The 19,709-nt window shown below is 41.3% G+C and carries 10 protein-coding genes and 1 CRISPR repeat array; of the genes, 1 reads left to right on the top strand and 9 read right to left on the bottom strand.

The genetic code is table 11. The features are described 5' to 3' along the window. Positions 1-2: 2 nt before the first annotated feature. The 9 genes from D0T66_RS06445 to D0T66_RS06405 form a co-directional block, all read right to left on the bottom strand. On the bottom strand, positions 3-1,976 hold the full coding sequence (locus D0T66_RS06445; protein WP_163356432.1) for an alpha-L-arabinofuranosidase C-terminal domain-containing protein: 1,974 nt from the start codon (positions 1,974-1,976) through the stop codon (positions 3-5). Positions 1,977-2,018: 42 nt separating this feature from the next. Then, entirely contained in the window at positions 2,019-2,573 is a 555-nt protein-coding gene (locus D0T66_RS06440) for a sugar O-acetyltransferase (protein WP_163356431.1), read from the bottom strand. Between the two features lie 170 nt (positions 2,574-2,743). Then, the gene (locus D0T66_RS06435) at positions 2,744-4,345 is read right to left on the bottom strand and encodes an arabinan endo-1,5-alpha-L-arabinosidase (RefSeq protein WP_163356430.1); all 1,602 of its coding nucleotides are present in this window, start codon (positions 4,343-4,345) and stop codon (positions 2,744-2,746) included. Positions 4,346-4,412: 67 nt separating this feature from the next. Continuing rightward, the gene (locus tag D0T66_RS06430; protein ID WP_163356429.1) at positions 4,413-5,123 is read right to left on the bottom strand and encodes a DUF3823 domain-containing protein; all 711 of its coding nucleotides are present in this window, start codon (positions 5,121-5,123) and stop codon (positions 4,413-4,415) included. Between the two features lie 12 nt (positions 5,124-5,135). Further along, entirely contained in the window at positions 5,136-6,983 is a 1,848-nt protein-coding gene (locus tag D0T66_RS06425; protein ID WP_163356428.1) for a RagB/SusD family nutrient uptake outer membrane protein, read from the bottom strand. Positions 6,984-6,996: 13 nt separating this feature from the next. Continuing rightward, positions 6,997-10,119, bottom strand: coding sequence for a TonB-dependent receptor (locus D0T66_RS06420; RefSeq protein WP_163356427.1), 3,123 nt, complete (start codon positions 10,117-10,119; stop codon positions 6,997-6,999). Between the two features lie 64 nt (positions 10,120-10,183). Further along, entirely contained in the window at positions 10,184-11,674 is a 1,491-nt protein-coding gene (locus tag D0T66_RS06415; protein ID WP_163356426.1) for an arabinan endo-1,5-alpha-L-arabinosidase, read from the bottom strand. A gap of 19 nt (positions 11,675-11,693) precedes the next feature. Beyond that, positions 11,694-13,241 (bottom strand): alpha-N-arabinofuranosidase, encoded by a 1,548-nt coding sequence (locus tag D0T66_RS06410; RefSeq protein ID WP_163356425.1) that lies wholly within the window; start codon positions 13,239-13,241, stop codon positions 11,694-11,696. Between the two features lie 41 nt (positions 13,242-13,282). After that, the gene (locus D0T66_RS06405; protein ID WP_163356424.1) at positions 13,283-14,263 is read right to left on the bottom strand and encodes a glycoside hydrolase family 43 protein; all 981 of its coding nucleotides are present in this window, start codon (positions 14,261-14,263) and stop codon (positions 13,283-13,285) included. Positions 14,264-14,469: 206 nt separating this feature from the next. On the opposite strand from D0T66_RS06405, the gene D0T66_RS06400 reads away from it, so the two are divergent. Beyond that, on the top strand, positions 14,470-18,708 hold the full coding sequence (locus D0T66_RS06400) for a two-component regulator propeller domain-containing protein (RefSeq protein WP_163356423.1): 4,239 nt from the start codon (positions 14,470-14,472) through the stop codon (positions 18,706-18,708). Between the two features lie 27 nt (positions 18,709-18,735). Then, a CRISPR array of direct repeats spans positions 18,736-19,688; the repeat unit is 30 nt; unit sequence AAATTTGTAACTTAGCAGAGGATATACAAC. Between the last annotated feature and the right edge of the window lie 21 nt (positions 19,689-19,709).

Here is a 19,709-nt window from a genome sequence, read left to right as displayed (position 1 = left end):
AATTAAAACCTTATTTTATACACATTGAACGATTGTCCTTCTGCTTTTATATTCAGCGTATTGCCATTGAGGATTGCCGTTGTTTTCTCCGGCACAATATTCTGAGGATTGTCTAATGTATTTATTGTATTCAGGTTGTTATCCTGCATCGATACACAATCTCCTAAAGTAAATGTCTGATTCTTTTTTGCGCCTTTCAGTTCAATTTGTATATCTTTTGCTTCGTTGCTCGTATTGACAACTTTGATGATATAACCGTTCAGTTCTTTGTCGAATACCGCCGACGCATATAAACTGTTTTGCCCTGTAAGCGGTTTCCCGTTCATCGTCAACTTCATTACGTTTGTGCCTTTGTTACGGGCATATAGCTGTTGTACGTAATAATTAGGCGTCTTCATCGAATGGAGATTGTCAAACCAGATCATATCAGGATTCCATTGCCATGCCTCTACATGAGCAAACAGCGGAGCATACGTACACATATGAACGATATCGGCATTTCTTTCCAGCCCGGTCATAAAGGCTGCCTCATATAGCGCCGATTTGAAATTATTATCTTTTCCTCTTGAATAATCGTGGCATGCATATTCTCCCGCAAAAACAGCAGGCCCTTTGCGATCGTAATTATCATAGCGGTTGGCACTGTTCAAGAACCACTCTGGTTCTTTGTAGTAATGCTCGTCAACCAAATCAGCCTCCAGTCGTTTCATTTCAGGCCACAGATAATCGAACTCTTTGCCATCAGCCGAAGGTCCCGAGCTACCAATGATTTTTATTGCCGGATATTTTGCACGGATAGCTTTAATGAACGGTTCGAGGCGTTCAGGGTATTCTTTGCCCCATTGCTCGTTTCCGATTCCGATATATTTCAGATTAAAGGGTGCCGGATGTCCCATTTCTGCGCGCACCTTACCCCAGGTAGAAGTTACAGGACCGTTAGCAAATTCGATAAGGTCTAATGCATCCTGAATATAAGAATCCAGTTCTCCGACAGGGACATGGCAATGCTCTTCTCCGTTCTGAAACTGGCAGGCAAGTCCGCAGCTTAGTACGGGTAGAGGTTCGGCTCCCATGTCTTCGGACAGGAGGAAATATTCATAAAATCCTAATCCGTAACTTTGATAATAGTCAGGATAGAAACGGTGAGGGAATGTGTAGCGCCATCGGTTTTCGTTCACAGGCCTGTTTTCTACAGGGCCAACACTTTTCTTCCAGTCGTAGCGAGAGTCCAGATCTGTTCCTTCCACTATACATCCTCCGGGAAAGCGGAATACACCCGGATGAATATCGGTCAAAGCCTGAGCAAGATCCTTTCTCAATCCGTTTTCTCGTCCTTTATAAGTATCGCTTGGGAAAAGAGATACATGTTCGAGAGCAACCGAACCTTTTGATGCGAGGAATATTCTCAAACGGCCTTTTTCCTCTGTCTCCTGCGAAGTCAGCGTTACATCATATTTTCTCCAATCGTTTGAAGTAATTGTAACTTCCTGATTTGCTATAATATCATTTTTAGAATTTATAAGCTCTACACGTATTTTTTGAGCTTCGTTTGTATTCATATTCTTTGCCCAAACGGAAAAACGGTATGTCGCATCCTTTACAAAGCCCATTCCCCTGAAACCTTCATTTTCGATTCCTGTACGTTTATGTTCGTGCCCCGGATCGGAAAGAACTACATATGCAGGATTGCGTTCAAATGGGGAATTGTCTTTTCTGACATCAACGTTCCCGAAGGTATACCATCCCATCAGATTCTGGGGAAAATCGAACGAACGGTTTTTTACCAATTCCGCATAAAGTCCCCCATCGGCGGCAAAGTTTATGTCTTCGAAGAAAAGACCGTACATCGTGGACTGAACCGGAGCTCCGATCTTTTTTGTATCCAACGAAAATTCGTAAGATTGCTGCGCAACTGCTGATGTGCAGCATGTGAGCAATGCAGATAAAGCTAAAATTTTGCAGAAATTCTTTTTCATGATTATGATTTAGATATTATTCCGTTATATAATAATCGTTATTTATTGATTTAATTTTTTGACCACTCTGGCAGGATTCCCCACAGCCAATGAATCGGAAGGAATATCCTTGGTTACGACAGAACCTGCACCTATCACAACCCTGTCGCCGATAGTCACGCCCGGACATATAGTTGCATGCCCTCCTATCCAGCATTCCTCGCCGATGGTGACAGGCAGGCAATTTTCCCAAAGCCTGCGCTCGGCTACCTCGACCGGATGTTGTGCGGTGTATATATGTACTCCGGGCGCAATGAGTGTTTTACTCCCGATAGTGACTTTTGCTCCGTCAAGGATAACGGCGCCGAAGTTGATAAAGACCTTATCTCCGGCATAAATATTTTCGCCGTAATCGCAATAAAAAGGAGGTTCGAGATGTATGTTTTCGGCCGAATTGGGGCACAGTTCATTTATAACATGCTGAAAATTTTCAGTATAATATTCTGTCACATTCAATTTGTGGAGAATTCTTTTGACTTTAGTGCGTATGGCTATCATTTCTTCGGTATGCGCCTTGTATGGTTCTCCGGCTAACATTTTTTCTTTTTCACTTTTCATTATGACGGTAGGTTTTTATATGGTTCAACGCAGGATTGGTATAATAAACGATTCTATTGGTCACGTTCGATTATCATATTTCTCAGATTTGAGCCTGCAAGATAATAAATAAGTGTACAATTGTACACTTATTTATTTATGTTTTAAAGCATGAAAAAATAGGAATCTTTTTAGTTAACCTTTTTACCCCACAAAGAAATACCCCTGTCGGTCAGTCCGCTATATACAATAGTTGGTACTCTCGGATTTACTTCCCAGTCCAGTTCACGTTGCACAATGACTTTGTAAGAACCTATGGTCAATACCTTTTTATCGGCATCATAGCTCCATGTACCGGCTATAGCCCCCGAAGCTTTTTTATCTGCTGACAGGGTGAGACGTGCAGAAGTTTGTTGTGTCTGATATTGATAATTGAGATAAATATTTTCCCAAGTCCCGATGAGGTCATCTTCCATAATCTCATCCTGAGGAACATTTGCGAAGCGTTCGGGCAATACGACAGGCCATCCGTCTTCAGTCCATTTTATCACTCTGACATGCCCCATCATAATAGCATTGCTGTATGGATTATTACTCATATTGGCAGGTAAGCGTCCTTGCGAAGCATAATACCATTCGTTTGTCTCGGTATCCCGAAAAACACAGCAGTGCGATAAACCAACCCATCCCGAATGATTACTGAATTTATAGGGATGCGTAATCACCGGCCAGCATTCACCTCCCTGAGTGATATCCTTTCCGTCGTATCCTGTATAAGGCCCGGTTATATTCCGCGAACGGCATACCCGTGTATTATAGGCAACGGACAGTTCGTCGTAAGCAAGAAAAAGGTAATAGTAGCCTGTTTCGGGATTATAAACTATTTCGGGAGCTTCTTGCGCCTGCCAGCGGTTGTTGTCGTTATTTTCCCGGCGGGCTATGCAAACACCGAAATCGGCAAGATTATCCAGATTGTACGGCTTACCTGTTTCGGGATTCAGTTCTACTGCAGCAATACCCGAGTGCCACGAACCATAGATGAGCCATTGTTTGTTATCAGGAGTTACGATCAAAGATGGATCAATCGCATTCCATTTGAAATAGGCATTCCAGTCATCCAGATTGCTACGAGACCAATCAGTTCCCCTATCAGTGGATGAGTGAATAACCATTCCTTTGTCGCTCCATGAATTGCCGGACAAATCGTCTGTTTCCATCATACCGATGAAAGCATGTTCGGTCCATGAACCATCGAAATTACTTACTGTATTCTGCTTCCCACTTTGTATATAGTTATCTACTATAATGCTGTAATACAGACGGTACTTATCTCCGACCTTGCGCACTACCGGTGCCCAATGTCCGTATACAGGATTGCTGACAGGAGGCAGGCCGTTCTTTCCTCTTATGCTATTGAGCGTATCTCTTACCCAAACCGGAGTTTCCGGCATAGCCGTTCCCCGGAATTCCCAATCGACAAGATCCTTTGAGCGACGAACCATAAAATGGCCATTTCCTGCATGAGCGTCTCCGTACGAAGCATCGGTAGAATACATATAGTAGTAATCTCCACATTTTTCTACACTCGGATCGTGTACGTTTGCCAGGTTCCATTTTGTCCGGAGGCTCCAATCAGCAATAGTAGAATAATCGTCGGAGTAGGATGGTGCTTCATATTGGTCTTCGATATCCGTATCTCCCCCGTCAGGATTATCGAGAGGATCACTGTCGGAACAGGAGAGCGATACAAGCAGAATTGTGGCAGTTATGAATATATTCTTGATTTTAGACATAGGTTGTATTGTATTAATAACTAATCATGCTCCCAGAAAGTGGAAGCATGACCAGTTGATATGATTATCAGTTAAGATATAGTTTAAAAGGAGGAGAATAAAGGAGTGCAGATGCCCCTTGGATCTTTATCCCTACGCGGGCATAAATAAAATTGTATTTCAAGAGGTTACTCTCTACGATTGTTTTGGTGATAGTATTACTTCCGTTACTGACACTTGCCAACCTTCCGTTGATACTGTTATCCGCATTCGTAGTATTTACACTGTTGTTCGAAATGTCAGTTATAGCATTCGGGAATAAACATAGTTGGGCATATTCGACTCTCGAACCAAGTTGAACTTCTTCTACATCGAAGTTTGCAGTAACTATATTATTCAACACCTGAATATTGGTGTTTTTTATCAAGTAATAAGGCCTCACTTCAATGTTTTGAGTAGTATTGCCTTTTGCTGTGAATGTAATCGTATCGGATGAAGTAGGCAACTCCCATGCTCCTATCGAGGAACGTATTAGTTTATAGGTTTTTCCTCCGAAAACGCTCGAACTAAACTTTCCGAACTGATCGACGTATACAGTGACATAAGTAGATGAGGATGTAGCCCATCCCGGTTCGAATAGTTGCAAAGATATTTCTCCGTTCTTCAGATACAATGTATCGCCTTGATACATGATAGCGCCTGTAAGTGTGGCATTTGGTGCATCATAATTATCTTTTTCGCACGAAGGGAACAAGATTGCAGCAACTGCGATGAGTGATATATATATAAATTTTTTCATGTCTGTTTATTTTTAGTTTTGAAGTGGGTTTCTGACTAATTTAGGATTATTGTTCAATACAGTAGCATCCAAGGCTGTGTAATAGCTTCCTAACCTGAAATATCGGGGTTGAGTTACACGAGGTGCTCTTTGACGCACAAATATGAATTTGCCATCCTGAGGTCCGCCTACTACACGGTATGGATACAGAGCATTGACATTTGCTGTTTCGTCCGATACAGATCCTGTCCATAAGCGGTGGGCAATTCTCCATCGTTTCAAATCCCAGAAGCGGTGATCCTCGAACGCCAATTCGCAGCGGCGCTCATTTTGTATTTTCTCCAGTGTTAGCTGAGAGAGGGTAAGACTGTTAGCGCCAAATCCGGCTCTGTAGCGAATGTCATTTATGTATTGGAGGGCTTTGGCTGTCTGTCCTAATTCGAAGGCTGCTTCAGCTGCATTCAGATAGATTTCGCCCATACGGTTGTATACCCACCACATAGTACTACCTGTAGTATTGATAGATGAACCGGGAGTTTTATCAATATACTTCCGTAGATAAAAACCGGTATTCGAAACATCGTTCAGTCTCTGATGAGGCCCGTCTGCACCTACCAGCAATTTTCCGTCGGAATAGACCGAACCCAAAGTGTCGCTGCTAACAATAGCATAGCTGCTGCCATTCCAAGCATAAACTCCGGCTTGTATTTCCAATGCGCTGTTGAATGTACTGCCCGGACGCAGGATAGTTCCGTCTAATCTGGCATCTCTGTTCTGGAATGGTTCGTCGATAGAGTTATAGAAGATATAATTCCCACCCGAGTCTGTCGTTTCTATCCTACCGGATGTTCCATCCAGAAAATCGTAACTGTCGACCAAATTCAACGAAGGAGTTATGCTCGAACCGGAGTTTGGTGTTTCGCGTTGTGAGCGTGCAATATTCAAATAGGTGAATGTTGTAGCATAAGTCGATGAGTGCTTGCGGGCAAAGATAACCTCGGTGTTGTTGTCTTCGACACATACGGCATCGTAGAAATTAGCAGCATCTTGTTTAGTATCCATCAGCTTGAAAACCCTGTCTGTAATTATCTTTTCAGATGCTTCCAGACTTGCTCTGTAATACACATCAGGATCTGCGCCTACCATAGCAACTTCGCCAGTAGAAAGAGCATTAGCGATTTCGGGCGTATTGATTTGGCTGTATTTAGCGATAGATGCAGCATATAGCATTGCTCTCGATTTCAGGGCAAGAGCAGCATATTGATTGGCTCTTGTACGTGAACCGTTGTTCGGAGCTAAATCATCATGGATAGCATCTATTTCTCCGGCGATGAAATCATATATGCCTTGTTCTGTTTGTCTTGGGAATTGAAGATCTCCTACATCAGTAGAGCTCTCATAAGTATATACTTCTTTAATAAGTGGAACTCCACCCATTCTTTTCGCCATCTCGAAGTATAGCAAAGCACGTATATATCGGAACTCTGCCTTGAACGTAGCCAGTTTTGTCTGATCTGTCAAGGTGGAAGTTTCGCTGTTTTTGATTGCCAGATTGATTTCGCGCATTAAAGTATAGTCCCAGCAATAGAACCAATTGTAGGGATAAGTCCCGAAAATATTGTTATTCTCGTTTCCTGTACTTAGTCCCGACCACATAGCATCGTCCAGAATAACATGTCCGGCAAGTTTAGTTTCGCTAAGTGTTGCTTCTTCCGGGAGGCGGGAGTATATATTACTCAGATTTCGGAGAATCAGATTCTCACTACTCCAAACGTCAGGCTCTGTTAAGATTTCGTTCGGTTTTGTGTCGAGCCAATCACTACACGATGAAGAATAGATGCAAAGAATGGCTAAAAGCGTATATAATATTGTCTTTTTCATATCTATTTATTAATTAAAAGGTTAAATTAAATCCAAAATTGAATGTTCTGACAGTTGGGCTGGCCAAACCTGTATCCATTGATAATTCAGGATCTACACCAAAGTCGTGTGTGTTATCTAATGAGAACAGGTTGTAGCAGTTGACATATAATCTCAGGTTCTGAACTCCATAAGTAGCCAAAAACTTCTTAGGGAAGTTGTAACCCAATTCCAGAGTTCTGAGTTTTAGATAATTGATATTTGTCATCCAGAACGAACTTGCACGGCTATAGTTAGAATGAGCGCCTATATTTGCACGGATAGCAGGGTATTTACCGGCAATCCAAGGACTATTGGCATCGGTAGGATCAGTATGTCTCCACGAATTTGTAAGTAAATATGAAGGTGAGTTATTCGCTCCGCCCAATAATGGAACACGCAATTCCCATTGTCTTATATACGATTGCATAGAAGCGCCGGTAAAGTCCATTTTGATGTCAAAATTATTCCATTCGGCTTGTAAGTTGAATGCATAGTTGAGGTATGGCAAAGTGCCTGTAGCATACCCTATCGGACGTTCGTCGAGTTCATTGATAATTCCGTCACCATTCACGTCCTTGTAAATCAAGTCGCCCGGAAGCAATGTAGAGTTCCCTTGACCATCCATATCGACCAGGCAGTTCTGGATATCTTCCTGTGATTGAAATTGTCCGACAACCTGATAGCCCCAGAAAATATTTGCCCAACGGTTACTTGTATTATTTCTGTAATTGTCCCAGCTACCACCACGATGGTTAGCGCCTTCTACATAATTGTTTTTCTGACGGGCAAGTGTAACATTCGTCCCTATCTGATAGTTCACCTTGCCTATCTTGTCGCGCCAGATGAGAGATGCCTCAACACCCATATGGGTATCGGAATTCAGGTTTTCAGATGGCAATGTGAATCCCATCTCTGACGGAATGATGATAGATTGGCTGATAGCAGGTATTCCTGTACGTTTGCGGTTGAAGTATTCCAGCGTACCACTCAGGCGGGCATTGAATAAGTCGAAGTCCATACCGACGTTGAACATCTTTGACTTCATCCACGATACGGTAGTTGTAGGAAGTCCGCGGGACTGTATCCCTGCAAGGGTTTGCCCGTTCAATACAGATGCTCCCTGATTCCAGTTATAACCTTCCATGTAGGCATATGGAGCAACGATATATGATCCATCGGAATTTTTGTCGTCTCCCGTTTGGCCGTAAGATATTCTGAATTTAAGATTGGTTAGCCAAGCTTCTTTCAACGAAGCCATAAAAGCCTCTTCCGAAAGTCTCCAACCTGCTGATATTGCCGGGAATAATCCCCAACGATCGCCATCACGGAAAAGCGACGATCCGTCGTAACGTCCACTCAGTTCCAAATAATACCTGTCTGCATAGTCATAATTCGCTTTGAAAACGAAGCCTGCACGGGTAAATTCATTATATGTATCACTCATACCATTCATCTCGTCCAAATCGAGCGGATAGAGCGAGTTGTTAGACGGATTTCCTTGTATCGAATAATATTTATTCTTGTTTTTATAGGCTTCTGCTGCAAAAACTCCTCCTACATTATGAAGGCCGAATTTATTCTGATAGTTGATCTGAAGCTGATATGTTATGTCTTCGAGATCATTGGATATCCTGCGTTTCCACCCCGAATTTGCCGAAGCATTATTCGATATGTAAGAGTCTGTTATAGCATCGTATGTATACGCATCCCAGCTATACTCGTGGCGGTCTTCGTTGCGGTGAGCATACCAGTAAGACATGCTTCCTTTAGCAGTAAGCCCTTTTACCGGAGTTTTATATTCTGCGAAAAGGGTTACCTGTCCTACTTTCCATATATCGTCTGTGTATCCGGAAATCCCCCTGTCAAATGAAGCCGGGTTCCATGAGCCTGCACTGGTTTGAGCGATATAATCAGGATTGTTATTAGCGTACATCGATTCGGTAGGCTTGTTCAGGAACATGGCATAGTATGGCCCCCAATAGTTATCCTGATTCATGCCCGGTACACTTACATTGTGACGTTCTTCGATACGTCCGTTGATTTTGGTACCTACTTTGAAGTTTTTGGTGATATCGATATCGAAGTTAGCCTGTACATTGGTACGTTTGAAGTTGTACCCTTCGAAAACGGCCGCTTGATTGATGTGAGACATAGAGAGATAATAGCTACTCTTCTCCGAACCACCGGTTGCATTTATGTTTCCGTAATAAATAGGCGCATTATTTCTGACTATTTTGTCATAATAGTTTTCGGAACGATATGTTCCGTTGCGCCAGTTTTCGAGGTCCTGTGCTGTGTAGTTCGTGCTACCTTGAAGGTTCAGTCCGCTTTCCATTAAACCTTTCACATAGTTGTATGCATTAGCTGGTTTCGGATAGCGCGACATGTTCTGGAATCCTGCATATCCCGATGCTGTGATTGTATTTTTCTCGTTTCTGCGACCACTTTTGGTTGTGACCAAGATAACCCCATTAGCGGCTCTAACTCCATATATTGCAGCCGAAGCATCTTTCAAAACGGATACATTCTCGATATCGGTAGTACTCAGGTTATTGAATTGCCCTTCATCTGCCGGCATACCGTCAATGATGTAGAGGGGTGTACCCATGTTACGAATCTGGATAGTTGTGGATGCCCCCGGACGTCCGTCGCTTTGGCGGGCGGAGATCCCTGCAACTTTCCCTACGAGGGTACCCGATGTAGTAACAGCAGCAGTACGTGTCAGCTCTTCGGAGCGAATGTTGCTGATAGCACCGGTCAACGAGCTCTTCTTCTGTGTTCCGTATCCTACAACGACCACTTCGTCCAATATTTCTACATTCTCTTTCATGGTTATGTCTATTACCGATTGCCCGTTGACAGGCACTTCTTGTAATGCGAAACCGACATAGCTAAATACTAATGTTTGATTTGTACCTGCCACGATGGAATATTGTCCTTCAAGGTCTGTTGTCCCCACGTTTTTGCTTTCTTTCACTGTAATCGTTACACCGATCAACGGTTCACCATTGATATCGGAAACTGTTCCCTTCACCGTATTGGTTTGGGCTGATAGTGGTATACTGAAGAGCAGCATGCTCGTCAATACCATAAATAATTTGAAAATGTTTTTCATTGCTGTTCCAATTTAGTAAACAATAATTTTTTGATTGAATGTTAGTTAACAATAAGAACCAGGCTTATTTTATCTTTTTGCCCCATACAGAGTATGCGTTATTATCTAAGCCTGTGAAAAGAATAGTTTGCTTCTCGTTCTCCCAGTCCTGTCCAAAAAACACGACTAATTCTTTTACCGCTTCGGATGTCTCCAAAGTCAGTATATTATTATTCGTATCCAATTGCCATTTTCCGGAGATTGCCCCTTCTATGCTTTGTTCCTTTGTGAAGGATAGGATAAGAGATTCATTCTTTTCATTTTCTTTTAAGAGATTCTCACCCCACAGTATTTGTCCTGCTTCGAGTTCTCTGTCAGGAGCATCTCCGTGGATGATTATAATTTCCCATTCGCCGACAAGTTCTTCTTCCTTGATACTTCTCTGCTGAATACCGGCATATCGCTCGGGAGAGACTACCGGCCATCCGTCTTTTGTCCAGAACATCTTCCTCACATGCAGATCCATCATGTGATTGTGCGGTGCAAGACGTGCCTGATGAGCCATGTAGAAATCACCTTTGCTGTCATGGAATGCGCAACAATGTGCCGTCCCCGACCATCCTGCATGATTCTTGAATTGATAAGGATAGGTAAGGATAGGATAGTTGTCTGTTTCTTCCCGCATATCTTTTCCGAAGAAATCGAAGAATGGACCTTCCGGTTTATCCGAACGCCCGACACGGACATTGTAAGTCGTCATTAACGGATCGTAGGAGACGAAGAGGAAATATTGCTTTAACTCTGGATTGTAAATAATTTCGGGAGCTTCGATATTATTCTTCTTCCCGTTGAAACGTCGGGCAGTAAGGTGTCCTTGATCGTCTTTTTTGAGTGTCAATCCTGTTTCCGGGTTGAGCTGCACACAATGAAGCCCTCCAAAGTATGATCCGTAGTGCATCCACTGCTCACCGTTTTCAGGATTCGTAACGATGCTGGGATCGATAGCATTCATTACATCCCCCTTCTTGGTTTTTACAACACAACCTTTCAATTCCCAAGGCCCTTCGGGCGAGTCCGATTCGGCTAAGCCAATATAAGAAGTTTGCAAGGCAAAAGCCGAAACACTATAGTAGAGGCGATATTTTCCGTTATGCTCGAGAATGTAAGGTGCCCATATGTTTGTGGCGCCTTTTCCTCCGCTTTGTTCCCATACCCACTCTTTAGCTTCCCGAGGGATCTCGTTGAATGCCCATCCGGCAAATTCCCAGTTGACAAGGTCTTTCGATTTACGAACCTGAATGTATCCGAAAGGAAGATTTTCACTTTTGATTACTGTACTATCTTCTTTGTAAATAGCATCGGTAGAATACATATAGTATGTGTCGCCAATGAGCAGGCACGACGGATCGTGTACGTTATATGTACCCCATTGTTGGTAATCTCTCATGCCAGATTGCTCTGAATAGTCGTCTACCCATGGATTTTTGTTCGCAACGGGTTCGAAAGGCTTTTGTGAACAAGACATGAATATGGCCGTACACCCTATAATAAGGGCATAAAATGTATGGTATTTCATAGTGGTCTATTCTATATATTTACTGATTCAGCGCTATAGTTACCAATGATTTTGCCGGAATTTTAACCGTTAAGATTCCGTTCTTAATAGTTGCCCCCTTGAACTCCTTCAACGTTACATTGCCCGGATTGTCAAATGTATTGTGAGAATCAACTTTCGGAGCCGTAATAATGTTGCCTGAAATCAACCGCGCTTTTTTCATATCTTTTACATTGCAAGTGATATCGACAGATTGTTTAGGGTCGATATTAACAAATGAGATATGGACTTTTCCCTCACTGTTGATAGATGCGGAAGCTGATACAGACTGGATCTCTTTGCCTAAACGGCTGTATGTAGGAGACGTAATATCCAGAGGCAACATAGTCGCTTCTTGATGTACTTTGTACATATCGAATACATGATAGGTAGGAGTCAATAGCATTTTGTCTCCTTCTGTCAGGAAGAGTGCCTGCAATACATTCACCAGTTGGGCGATATTCGCTATTCTCACGCGGTCGCAATGCTTATGAAAAATATTCAGAATGCTACCTGCCAGCAACGCATCCCGTAAAGTATTCTGTTGGAACAGGAAGCCCGGATTTGTTCCCGGTTCCACATTGTACCATGCGCCCCATTCGTCGACAATCATGGATATTCTCTTTTCAGGATCGTATTTATCCATTATCTCACTATGCTTGGTCACGATTTCGTCCATTCTCATACCATGCTCTAACAGTGAGAAATACTCGTCTTCGTTGAAACCTAAGGCGTCTCCTTTATTCTCCCAACTGTATGTGAAAGAATAATTATGCACCGATACGCCTGACATCATGTGATGAGGTATATTTTTCATCATCACCTCCATCCAGCGGTAATCGTCTACGTTCGGGCCACCCGCTACTTTGTACAATCTGTTTTCTCCGTAGTTTCGGCAATAAGTAGCATAGCGGCGATAATTTTCGGCATAACCTTCTGGAGTCATGTTTCCTCCACATCCCCAGTTTTCGTTTCCTACACCCCATAGCGAAACTTTCCATGGCTTTTCGCGACCGTTTTTCTTGCGAAGGTTCGACATCGGGCTTTCTCCGTCAAAAGTGATGTATTCTACCCACTTAGACATTTCTTCTACTGTTCCGCTACCCATGTTACCGCATATGTAAGGCTCAGTTTCGAGAGCTTCGCACAAGTTCAGGAATTCGTGCGTTCCGAAGCTATTGTCTTCTACTACACCTCCCCAATGTGTATTGATCATGCGTGGGCGTTCACTGCGTGGGCCTATGCCGTCCATCCAATGATATTCGTCAGCAAAACATCCGCCCGGCCAGCGCAGGTTCGGTATTTTTATGTGCTTCAGTGCGTCGATGATGTCTTTCCGCACACCGTTGACATTGGGTATGGCCGAGTTTTCTCCGACCCATAACCCGTCGTAGATACAACGCCCGAGGTGTTCGGAGAAGTGGCCGTAAATGTGTTTGTTGATTTGATATTTTCCTTCATTGGTATTGACTGTTATCTCAGCCTTTTGTTGAGAAAAGGCCGTTATACAGACAAGTAGAGATAAATAAGCTAATAAAATTCTTTTCATGGTGATCTAAATTATCAGTTATGATATAGTTAAAATTATATTCATTCATTGGCTTCGTTAGAGGCAATGCCTTCCGAAGTCATTTGTAGACGCTGCATTGTTCCGTCCTCATTATAATAGAGCCGGTCGATACAGACTGATCGCCGGAAGCTCCCTCCTTGAGTAGGAATCGCTCCATTGTGGTATATGAAATACCATTGTCCTTTGAATTGGATGATAGCCTGATGATTTGTATTGGAATTACCTGCTATTTCATTCAGAATACCTTTGTATTCCCAAGGCCCGTTTATGCTTTTACTCATCGAATATCCGATTTTCTCGGGAAAGTATTGAGCATACGACAGGTAATACCATTCACCGTGCTTATGTATCCACGGAGCTTCAGTAAAGTTTGGCAGATCTATCGTCATGATAGGACTGTCTAACTCTATCATATTGTCTTTCAATCTGGCATAGTAACATTGCGTATTTCCCCAAAAGAGATAAGCTTGCCCGTCATCATCTATCCATACGGTAGGGTCTATATCGTCCCAGCTTATCGATGTGTATCCGGTAGTCATATCATTTGTTATCAGAGCAGATCCCCGGGCATCCTTATAGGGACCTAATGGATTGTCGGCAACGGCAACTCCAATTGATTTGCCTTGAATGGCATTGTGTTCGACAGTAACATACCAATAGAATTTACCGTTCCGCTCTATAACTTGCGATGCCCATGCTTCACCTTTTGCCCACTTAAAGTCGGAAGCTTTTAAAGGAACCGGGTGCTCTGTCCATTCCACAAGGTTGTCGGAAGAGAATACCAGCCATTCGTTCAACAGGTAATGATTGTGCGGAGGAGGACATTCGTCGTGTCCCGCATATAAATATACTTTATTATTATGGACTAATGCAGCCGGATCTGCTGTATATTTGTGGCGAATGACAGGATTGCCGTCAGCCCTGAATATGCTGTCCTGAACTGCTCCTTTTATCTGAAATATAACGAATGATAATAATAGCAGAAGTTTTATTCTTTTCATGGTATTCAAATTTTTCTAAAATTGAAATAGTTTCGGTTAACCTTTTTCTATAATTCCCTCCAATCTCTGTACGCAAATATAAATTACTTGTTTATTTTAGAGGTGGACAATTGGCCCTTTCAGGTGGACAATTGTATTTTTTACACTTAACCGGGTGCTTTTTCAAAATATTATCATTAATTTTAAAAAAACAAACGACCTGTACTATGAGAAACACATATAATTGGCTATTGATAATCATGCTCATACATATTCTGTCTACTCATTCAGCCAGTAGCCAGAATTCAGTTTCGTCTGAATGTATCTTCAGTTCGATAACAGTCGAAAATGGCCTTTCCGGCAATTTCATAGATGATATATTCAAGGATACACATGGCTTTATCTGGATATCTACTCAAGGTGGAGGATTGTGCCGTTTCGATGGTTACGAGTGCCTCCAGTTCGATGTCAATAGTAGCCCCATAGCTCTCAAGAGTAATTTCATAAAAAAGACTTGTGAGGACGATTACAACCGATTGTGGGTGGCTTCGACTTCGGGCATCGATGTTATAGACCTGAAAATGATGACTCAGTCCGATATTGCAAGCGGGAAAGAGTTCCTTGCCCGCATAGCGGATGTTTCAGCCTCTTTTATACTGAAAGATACAAAAGGTAGTATCTGGATTTTGTCAACGACGGAACTACTCAAAATTGATTTTGACGAAAAAGGCTCGATAGAGAATATTTCTTCGACGAATGAAGCAGATTCGAAATCTTCTTTTTCGTTCACTACAATCAGTGAGATAGATGGTGAAATGTGGGTTGGGAGCGCAGGTGCCATCTATCACATTCTGCCCGGCAAATCGGGTATCTTAGTCCCCGTCTTGGTTAATGATATACCATTAAGAAACCCAAGTGTTTTTATTTCGAGTATACTAAAAAAAGAGAACCATATCTGGATAGGTACCGAAGGAGCTTTGTACAGATATAATCTGACAGATAAAAGCTTCCAGGTATTTCTCCATGATGCGAACGATCCGGCATCCTTGTCGCAGAATATGATAACAGATCTTGCTCTCACCGGAGATGGGACATTGGTTGTGGGTACTCTCAGAGGGTTGAACTTTTATGATCCCGCTTCAAATACATTTGAGCATGTCTGTCACGGAAAAGATGAGTCATCACTCAACAGTGACTTTGTCAATTGCTTATTGGCCGATGATAATACCCTGTGGATAGGTACCGAAGCCGGTGGTGTGAATAAAATGTCTCTCCGGAGATTGGCTATTCGTAACTATATTCATGATAAGAACAATCCTAAGAGTATTTCTCCCAATCCAGTAAATGCTATTCTGGAAGATAGCAAAGGTAATTTATGGGTAGGGACTGTAGAAGGAGGTTTAAACTTAAAACTGAAAGGTAAAGATGGATTTTTACATTTCACGACAGCAACGAGCAGCATTAGCCACAATTCGGTAAGTACCCTGGAGGAGGACGCTTCGGGAAATCTTTGGATAGGGACATGGGGTAAAGGCATTAATATACTGCCTCTGAATAAAATCCAACAAAAAGCATTTGAAATACATAATGATGTGGGACTGGATTATATAGCTGTGCTCAAGTACGATTCTATAAATAGAGGTATGTGGGTAGGTACGAACAGAAATATATTCTTCTTTGATGATGAAACCCATACAATGAGACAACCTTTACCCGAATCCATTACTAAAAACATTATGGGGGTATTGGGCTGCCTGATAGATGAAGACGATTGTATGTGGCTGGGTACATCTAAAGGTTTGCTCCAGATCGACCTGCACCAATTCGATCGTGATACATTTACATGTCCAGCCCGCTATCTCACCATAGAAGACAAAATCAGTGAATTGTTCTTCAAAACCATCACATCCATATATCAAACTTCCAAAAAGGATATTTGGCTGGGGAGCAATGGATATGGTATATGCAGGCTGACAAAAGAAAACGGAGAGTATATTTTTAAGGCATATACCCAAAATCAGGGATTGGTAAACAATGCTGCATTTGGGATTTTGGAAGACGAGCAAGGATTGTTGTGGATAGGCACAGGTTATGGATTGTCTTGTTTCGACCCCGAGACGTCTCATTTTGTAAACTATACGAAATATGACGGGTTGGTCAATGAGCAGTTTTACTGGAATGCGGGATATAAATCGCCCACCAATAAGAATCTTTACTTAGGTAATATGGGGGGACTTAGCGAGTTGAAAGGTAACAATCAATACCTTTTCCCCAAAAGGGAGAAAGTGACATTCACTAAGTTGCAAGTATTGAACAAAACGGTGTGGAGCAACGAAAAATACCTTGAAACGGATATTGTATATGCAGACCATATTGATTTGCACGAAAGAGATAAGTCCTTTTCAATTGAATTTTCGGCAATGGATTATGATAATCCATCGACAGTGGTCTATTCGTACCGGTTGCTCGGATTCGAAGATGATTGGGTTGACGTGCAGGCAGACCGTCGTTTCGTCAGCTATACCAATCTGAAACCGGGAGCTTATACCTTGCAGGTGAGAAGTATGTCGGGGAATCATGATTGGACAGATAATATAAGCGAAATCGATATTACCGTCCATCCATTTTTCTATAAGACAGGCTGGTTTATAGCACTTTGCGTGTTATTTATCTTTATTGGGATTGTATCATTTTATCGCTGGCGAGTACAAAGTTTCAAAAAGCAAAGAGAGATTTTACACAAAAAAGTAGAAGAACGGACTCAGGTGCTGAAAGAGCAAAAAGCATTATTAGAGGATCAGGCGATGGAATTGAAGTTTCAGAACGAAATGTTAGTCTCTCAGAATGAGAAGATTCTTTCGCAGCAGAAGCAGCTGATTGACATGTCTAAAAAGGTACAAGAAGCAACATCAGACAAAATATCATTTTTCACCAATATAACTCACGAATTCCGAACGCCTATCACCTTGATCATCGGGCCAATCGAGAGAGCCTTGAAATTGAGTACAAATCAAAAGGTTATTGAGCAACTTCAATATGTAGCCCGTAATTCAAAGCATCTTTTATCTTTGGTGAATCAGTTGATGGACTTCCGAAAGGTGGAATCGGGTAATATGCCTTTTAATCCTGTTACAGGAAACTTGATTAATTTTCTGAACGAAATCTTATATCCTTTCGAATCTTATGCTAACGAACGCAATATAGTTATCAGGAAGTTCTACAGGCTCATACATCCTTATGTATTGTACGACGAAGAAGCTATCCGAAAGGTTGTAACAAATCTGATGTCGAATGCGATAAAATTCACACCTGACAATGGTGTCGTCTCAATATATCTGACGTCATTAGCGGATAAAAATAACAATACAGAGACATTATATCTCTGCATACAAGACACAGGCATAGGTATACGCGAAGAGGACAGAAGCAGAATATTCAACCGCTTTTATCAATCAAAAGATAATGAGCAATATCCTATATCGGGACAAAGTGGAACAGGTATAGGCTTATACTTGTCTAAGAAAATTATAACTATTCAGGGTGGTAGTATTGAAGCAAAAAACAATCATGTAAAGGGAGCTTCGATCAGGGTTTTACTACCTCTTTTCAGAGAAAAATCTGTCACATCAACAGAAATAGATGCAACGATGGATGATAAAGCGATTGACATGGAAAATGATCCTCTGAAAAATATATTAGGTGAGCAAAAACTACATATTCTTGTCGTCGAGGATAATCACGATATGCGAAAATATATCCGATCCATCTTATCCGATTATTATAAAGTATTAGAAGCCAGTAATGGAGAGGAAGCGTTGGATATTATCAAGTCCAAAAATATCGATTTTATTATAAGCGATCTGATGATGCCTGTAATGGACGGACTCGAATTATCGAAAAAGGTGAAATCGGATTATACGATATCACACATACCGTTTTTGATGCTTACGGCAAAAACAAATGTTGAAACGCGCATCTGTAGCTTTAAAACAGGAGTAGATGAATTTATCTCCAAACCTTTTGATGAGGAATTGCTATTGACGCGGATTAATAATATATTAGAGAGCAGGCGGGCATATCAGCGCAGATTCAGTTTAAAAATGGACGTTAACGAACTGAATATTGCAGAAGAATCCATTGATGATAGATTTTTACGGAAAGCTATAGAAATTGTAAAAGAGAATTATAGGAATCCAGAATATGAAGTTAGTGATTTCATAGACGCAATAGGCATGAGTAAGAGTGTTACGAATCGAAAAATGCATACCTTGGCAGGGCAGTCTCCAGGCAACTTTATTCGTAATTATCGATTATCTGTTGCATATGAATTATTGCAAAACAGCAAGGGTAATATGAGCATATCTGAAATAGCGTATGAGGTAGGATTTAACGACCCGAAGTACTTTACCCGTTGTTTCACGAAACATTTTGGTACAGCCCCAAGTGAGATAAATAGAAAGGAATAATCATTGGAGCAGAATATTTTGTTTACTAAATTTGTAACTTAGCAGAGGATATACAACATTAGAACGAATGAACAGTGAAGAGTTAAAGTTGTAATTAGCTTTCAAAATTTGTAACTTAGCAGAGGATATACAACTTGCAACTCCGATATATTTCGCTCCATCAAGTTGTAATTAGCTTTCAAAATTTGTAACTTAGCAGAGGATATACAACATAGAGGCTTATGAGATTCTGTTTTTTTCGGTTGTAATTAGCTTTCAAAATTTGTAACTTAGCAGAGGATATACAACATATCCATGCTTCTGAAAACTCGGGACTATGTTGTAATTAGCTTTCAAAATTTGTAACTTAGCAGAGGATATACAACAAGAACTTGAAAAAAATCTAATGATTTTCTGTTGTAATTAGCTTTCAAAATTTGTAACTTAGCAGAGGATATACAACAAGCAAGATTATTTCCATTTATTTCCATATGTTGTAATTAGCTTTCAAAATTTGTAACTTAGCAGAGGATATACAACAAAAAGAAAGTTCGTGATTTATTGACAGCCGTTGTAATTAGCTTTCAAAATTTGTAACTTAGCAGAGGATATACAACTCGTTTCTTCTGCCATAATTAAATTGTGTTGTTGTAATTAGCTTTCAAAATTTGTAACTTAGCAGAGGATATACAACTAATAAAATGGGTTTATTTCGTTCTGTAAGTTGTAATTAGCTTTCAAAATTTGTAACTTAGCAGAGGATATACAACAAATCCGTCTTTAAGCGTACCTATCCGTTTGTTGTAATTAGCTTTCAAAATTTGTAACTTAGCAGAGGATATACAACTATGACATACGTATACCGGCGCAAGATCCTGTTGTAATTAGCTTTCAAAATTTGTAACTTAGCAGAGGATATACAACTATGATTTGAAAACGAAAGCACGTTTGGCGGTTGTAATTAGCTTTCAAAATTTGTAACTTAGCAGAGGATATACAACATACCCTCATTATTAAGGCTA

The sequence above is a fragment of the Dysgonomonas sp. 25 genome (assembly GCF_010501075.1).
Taxonomy (GTDB): domain Bacteria; phylum Bacteroidota; class Bacteroidia; order Bacteroidales; family Dysgonomonadaceae; genus Dysgonomonas.
The sequence above is the reverse complement of the archived record's forward strand: the minus strand, read 5'-3'. Positions and strand labels throughout refer to the sequence as shown.

What these genes read in the sequence shown, in the direction of transcription:
- D0T66_RS06405 (WP_163356424.1), bottom strand. Translation starts at nt 14,263, where the DNA reads ATGAAAAGAATAAAACTTCTGCTATTATTATCATTCGTTATATTTCAG.
- D0T66_RS06435 (WP_163356430.1), bottom strand. Translation starts at nt 4,345, where the DNA reads ATGTCTAAAATCAAGAATATATTCATAACTGCCACAATTCTGCTTGTA.
- D0T66_RS06430 (WP_163356429.1), bottom strand. Translation starts at nt 5,123, where the DNA reads ATGAAAAAATTTATATATATATCACTCATCGCAGTTGCTGCAATCTTG.
- D0T66_RS06445 (WP_163356432.1), bottom strand. Translation starts at nt 1,976, where the DNA reads ATGAAAAAGAATTTCTGCAAAATTTTAGCTTTATCTGCATTGCTCACA.
- D0T66_RS06425 (WP_163356428.1), bottom strand. Translation starts at nt 6,983, where the DNA reads ATGAAAAAGACAATATTATATACGCTTTTAGCCATTCTTTGCATCTAT.
- D0T66_RS06410 (WP_163356425.1), bottom strand. Translation starts at nt 13,241, where the DNA reads ATGAAAAGAATTTTATTAGCTTATTTATCTCTACTTGTCTGTATAACG.
- D0T66_RS06440 (WP_163356431.1), bottom strand. Translation starts at nt 2,573, where the DNA reads ATGAAAAGTGAAAAAGAAAAAATGTTAGCCGGAGAACCATACAAGGCG.
- D0T66_RS06400 (WP_163356423.1), top strand. Translation starts at nt 14,470, where the DNA reads ATGAGAAACACATATAATTGGCTATTGATAATCATGCTCATACATATT.
- D0T66_RS06415 (WP_163356426.1), bottom strand. Translation starts at nt 11,674, where the DNA reads ATGAAATACCATACATTTTATGCCCTTATTATAGGGTGTACGGCCATA.
- D0T66_RS06420 (WP_163356427.1), bottom strand. Translation starts at nt 10,119, where the DNA reads ATGAAAAACATTTTCAAATTATTTATGGTATTGACGAGCATGCTGCTC.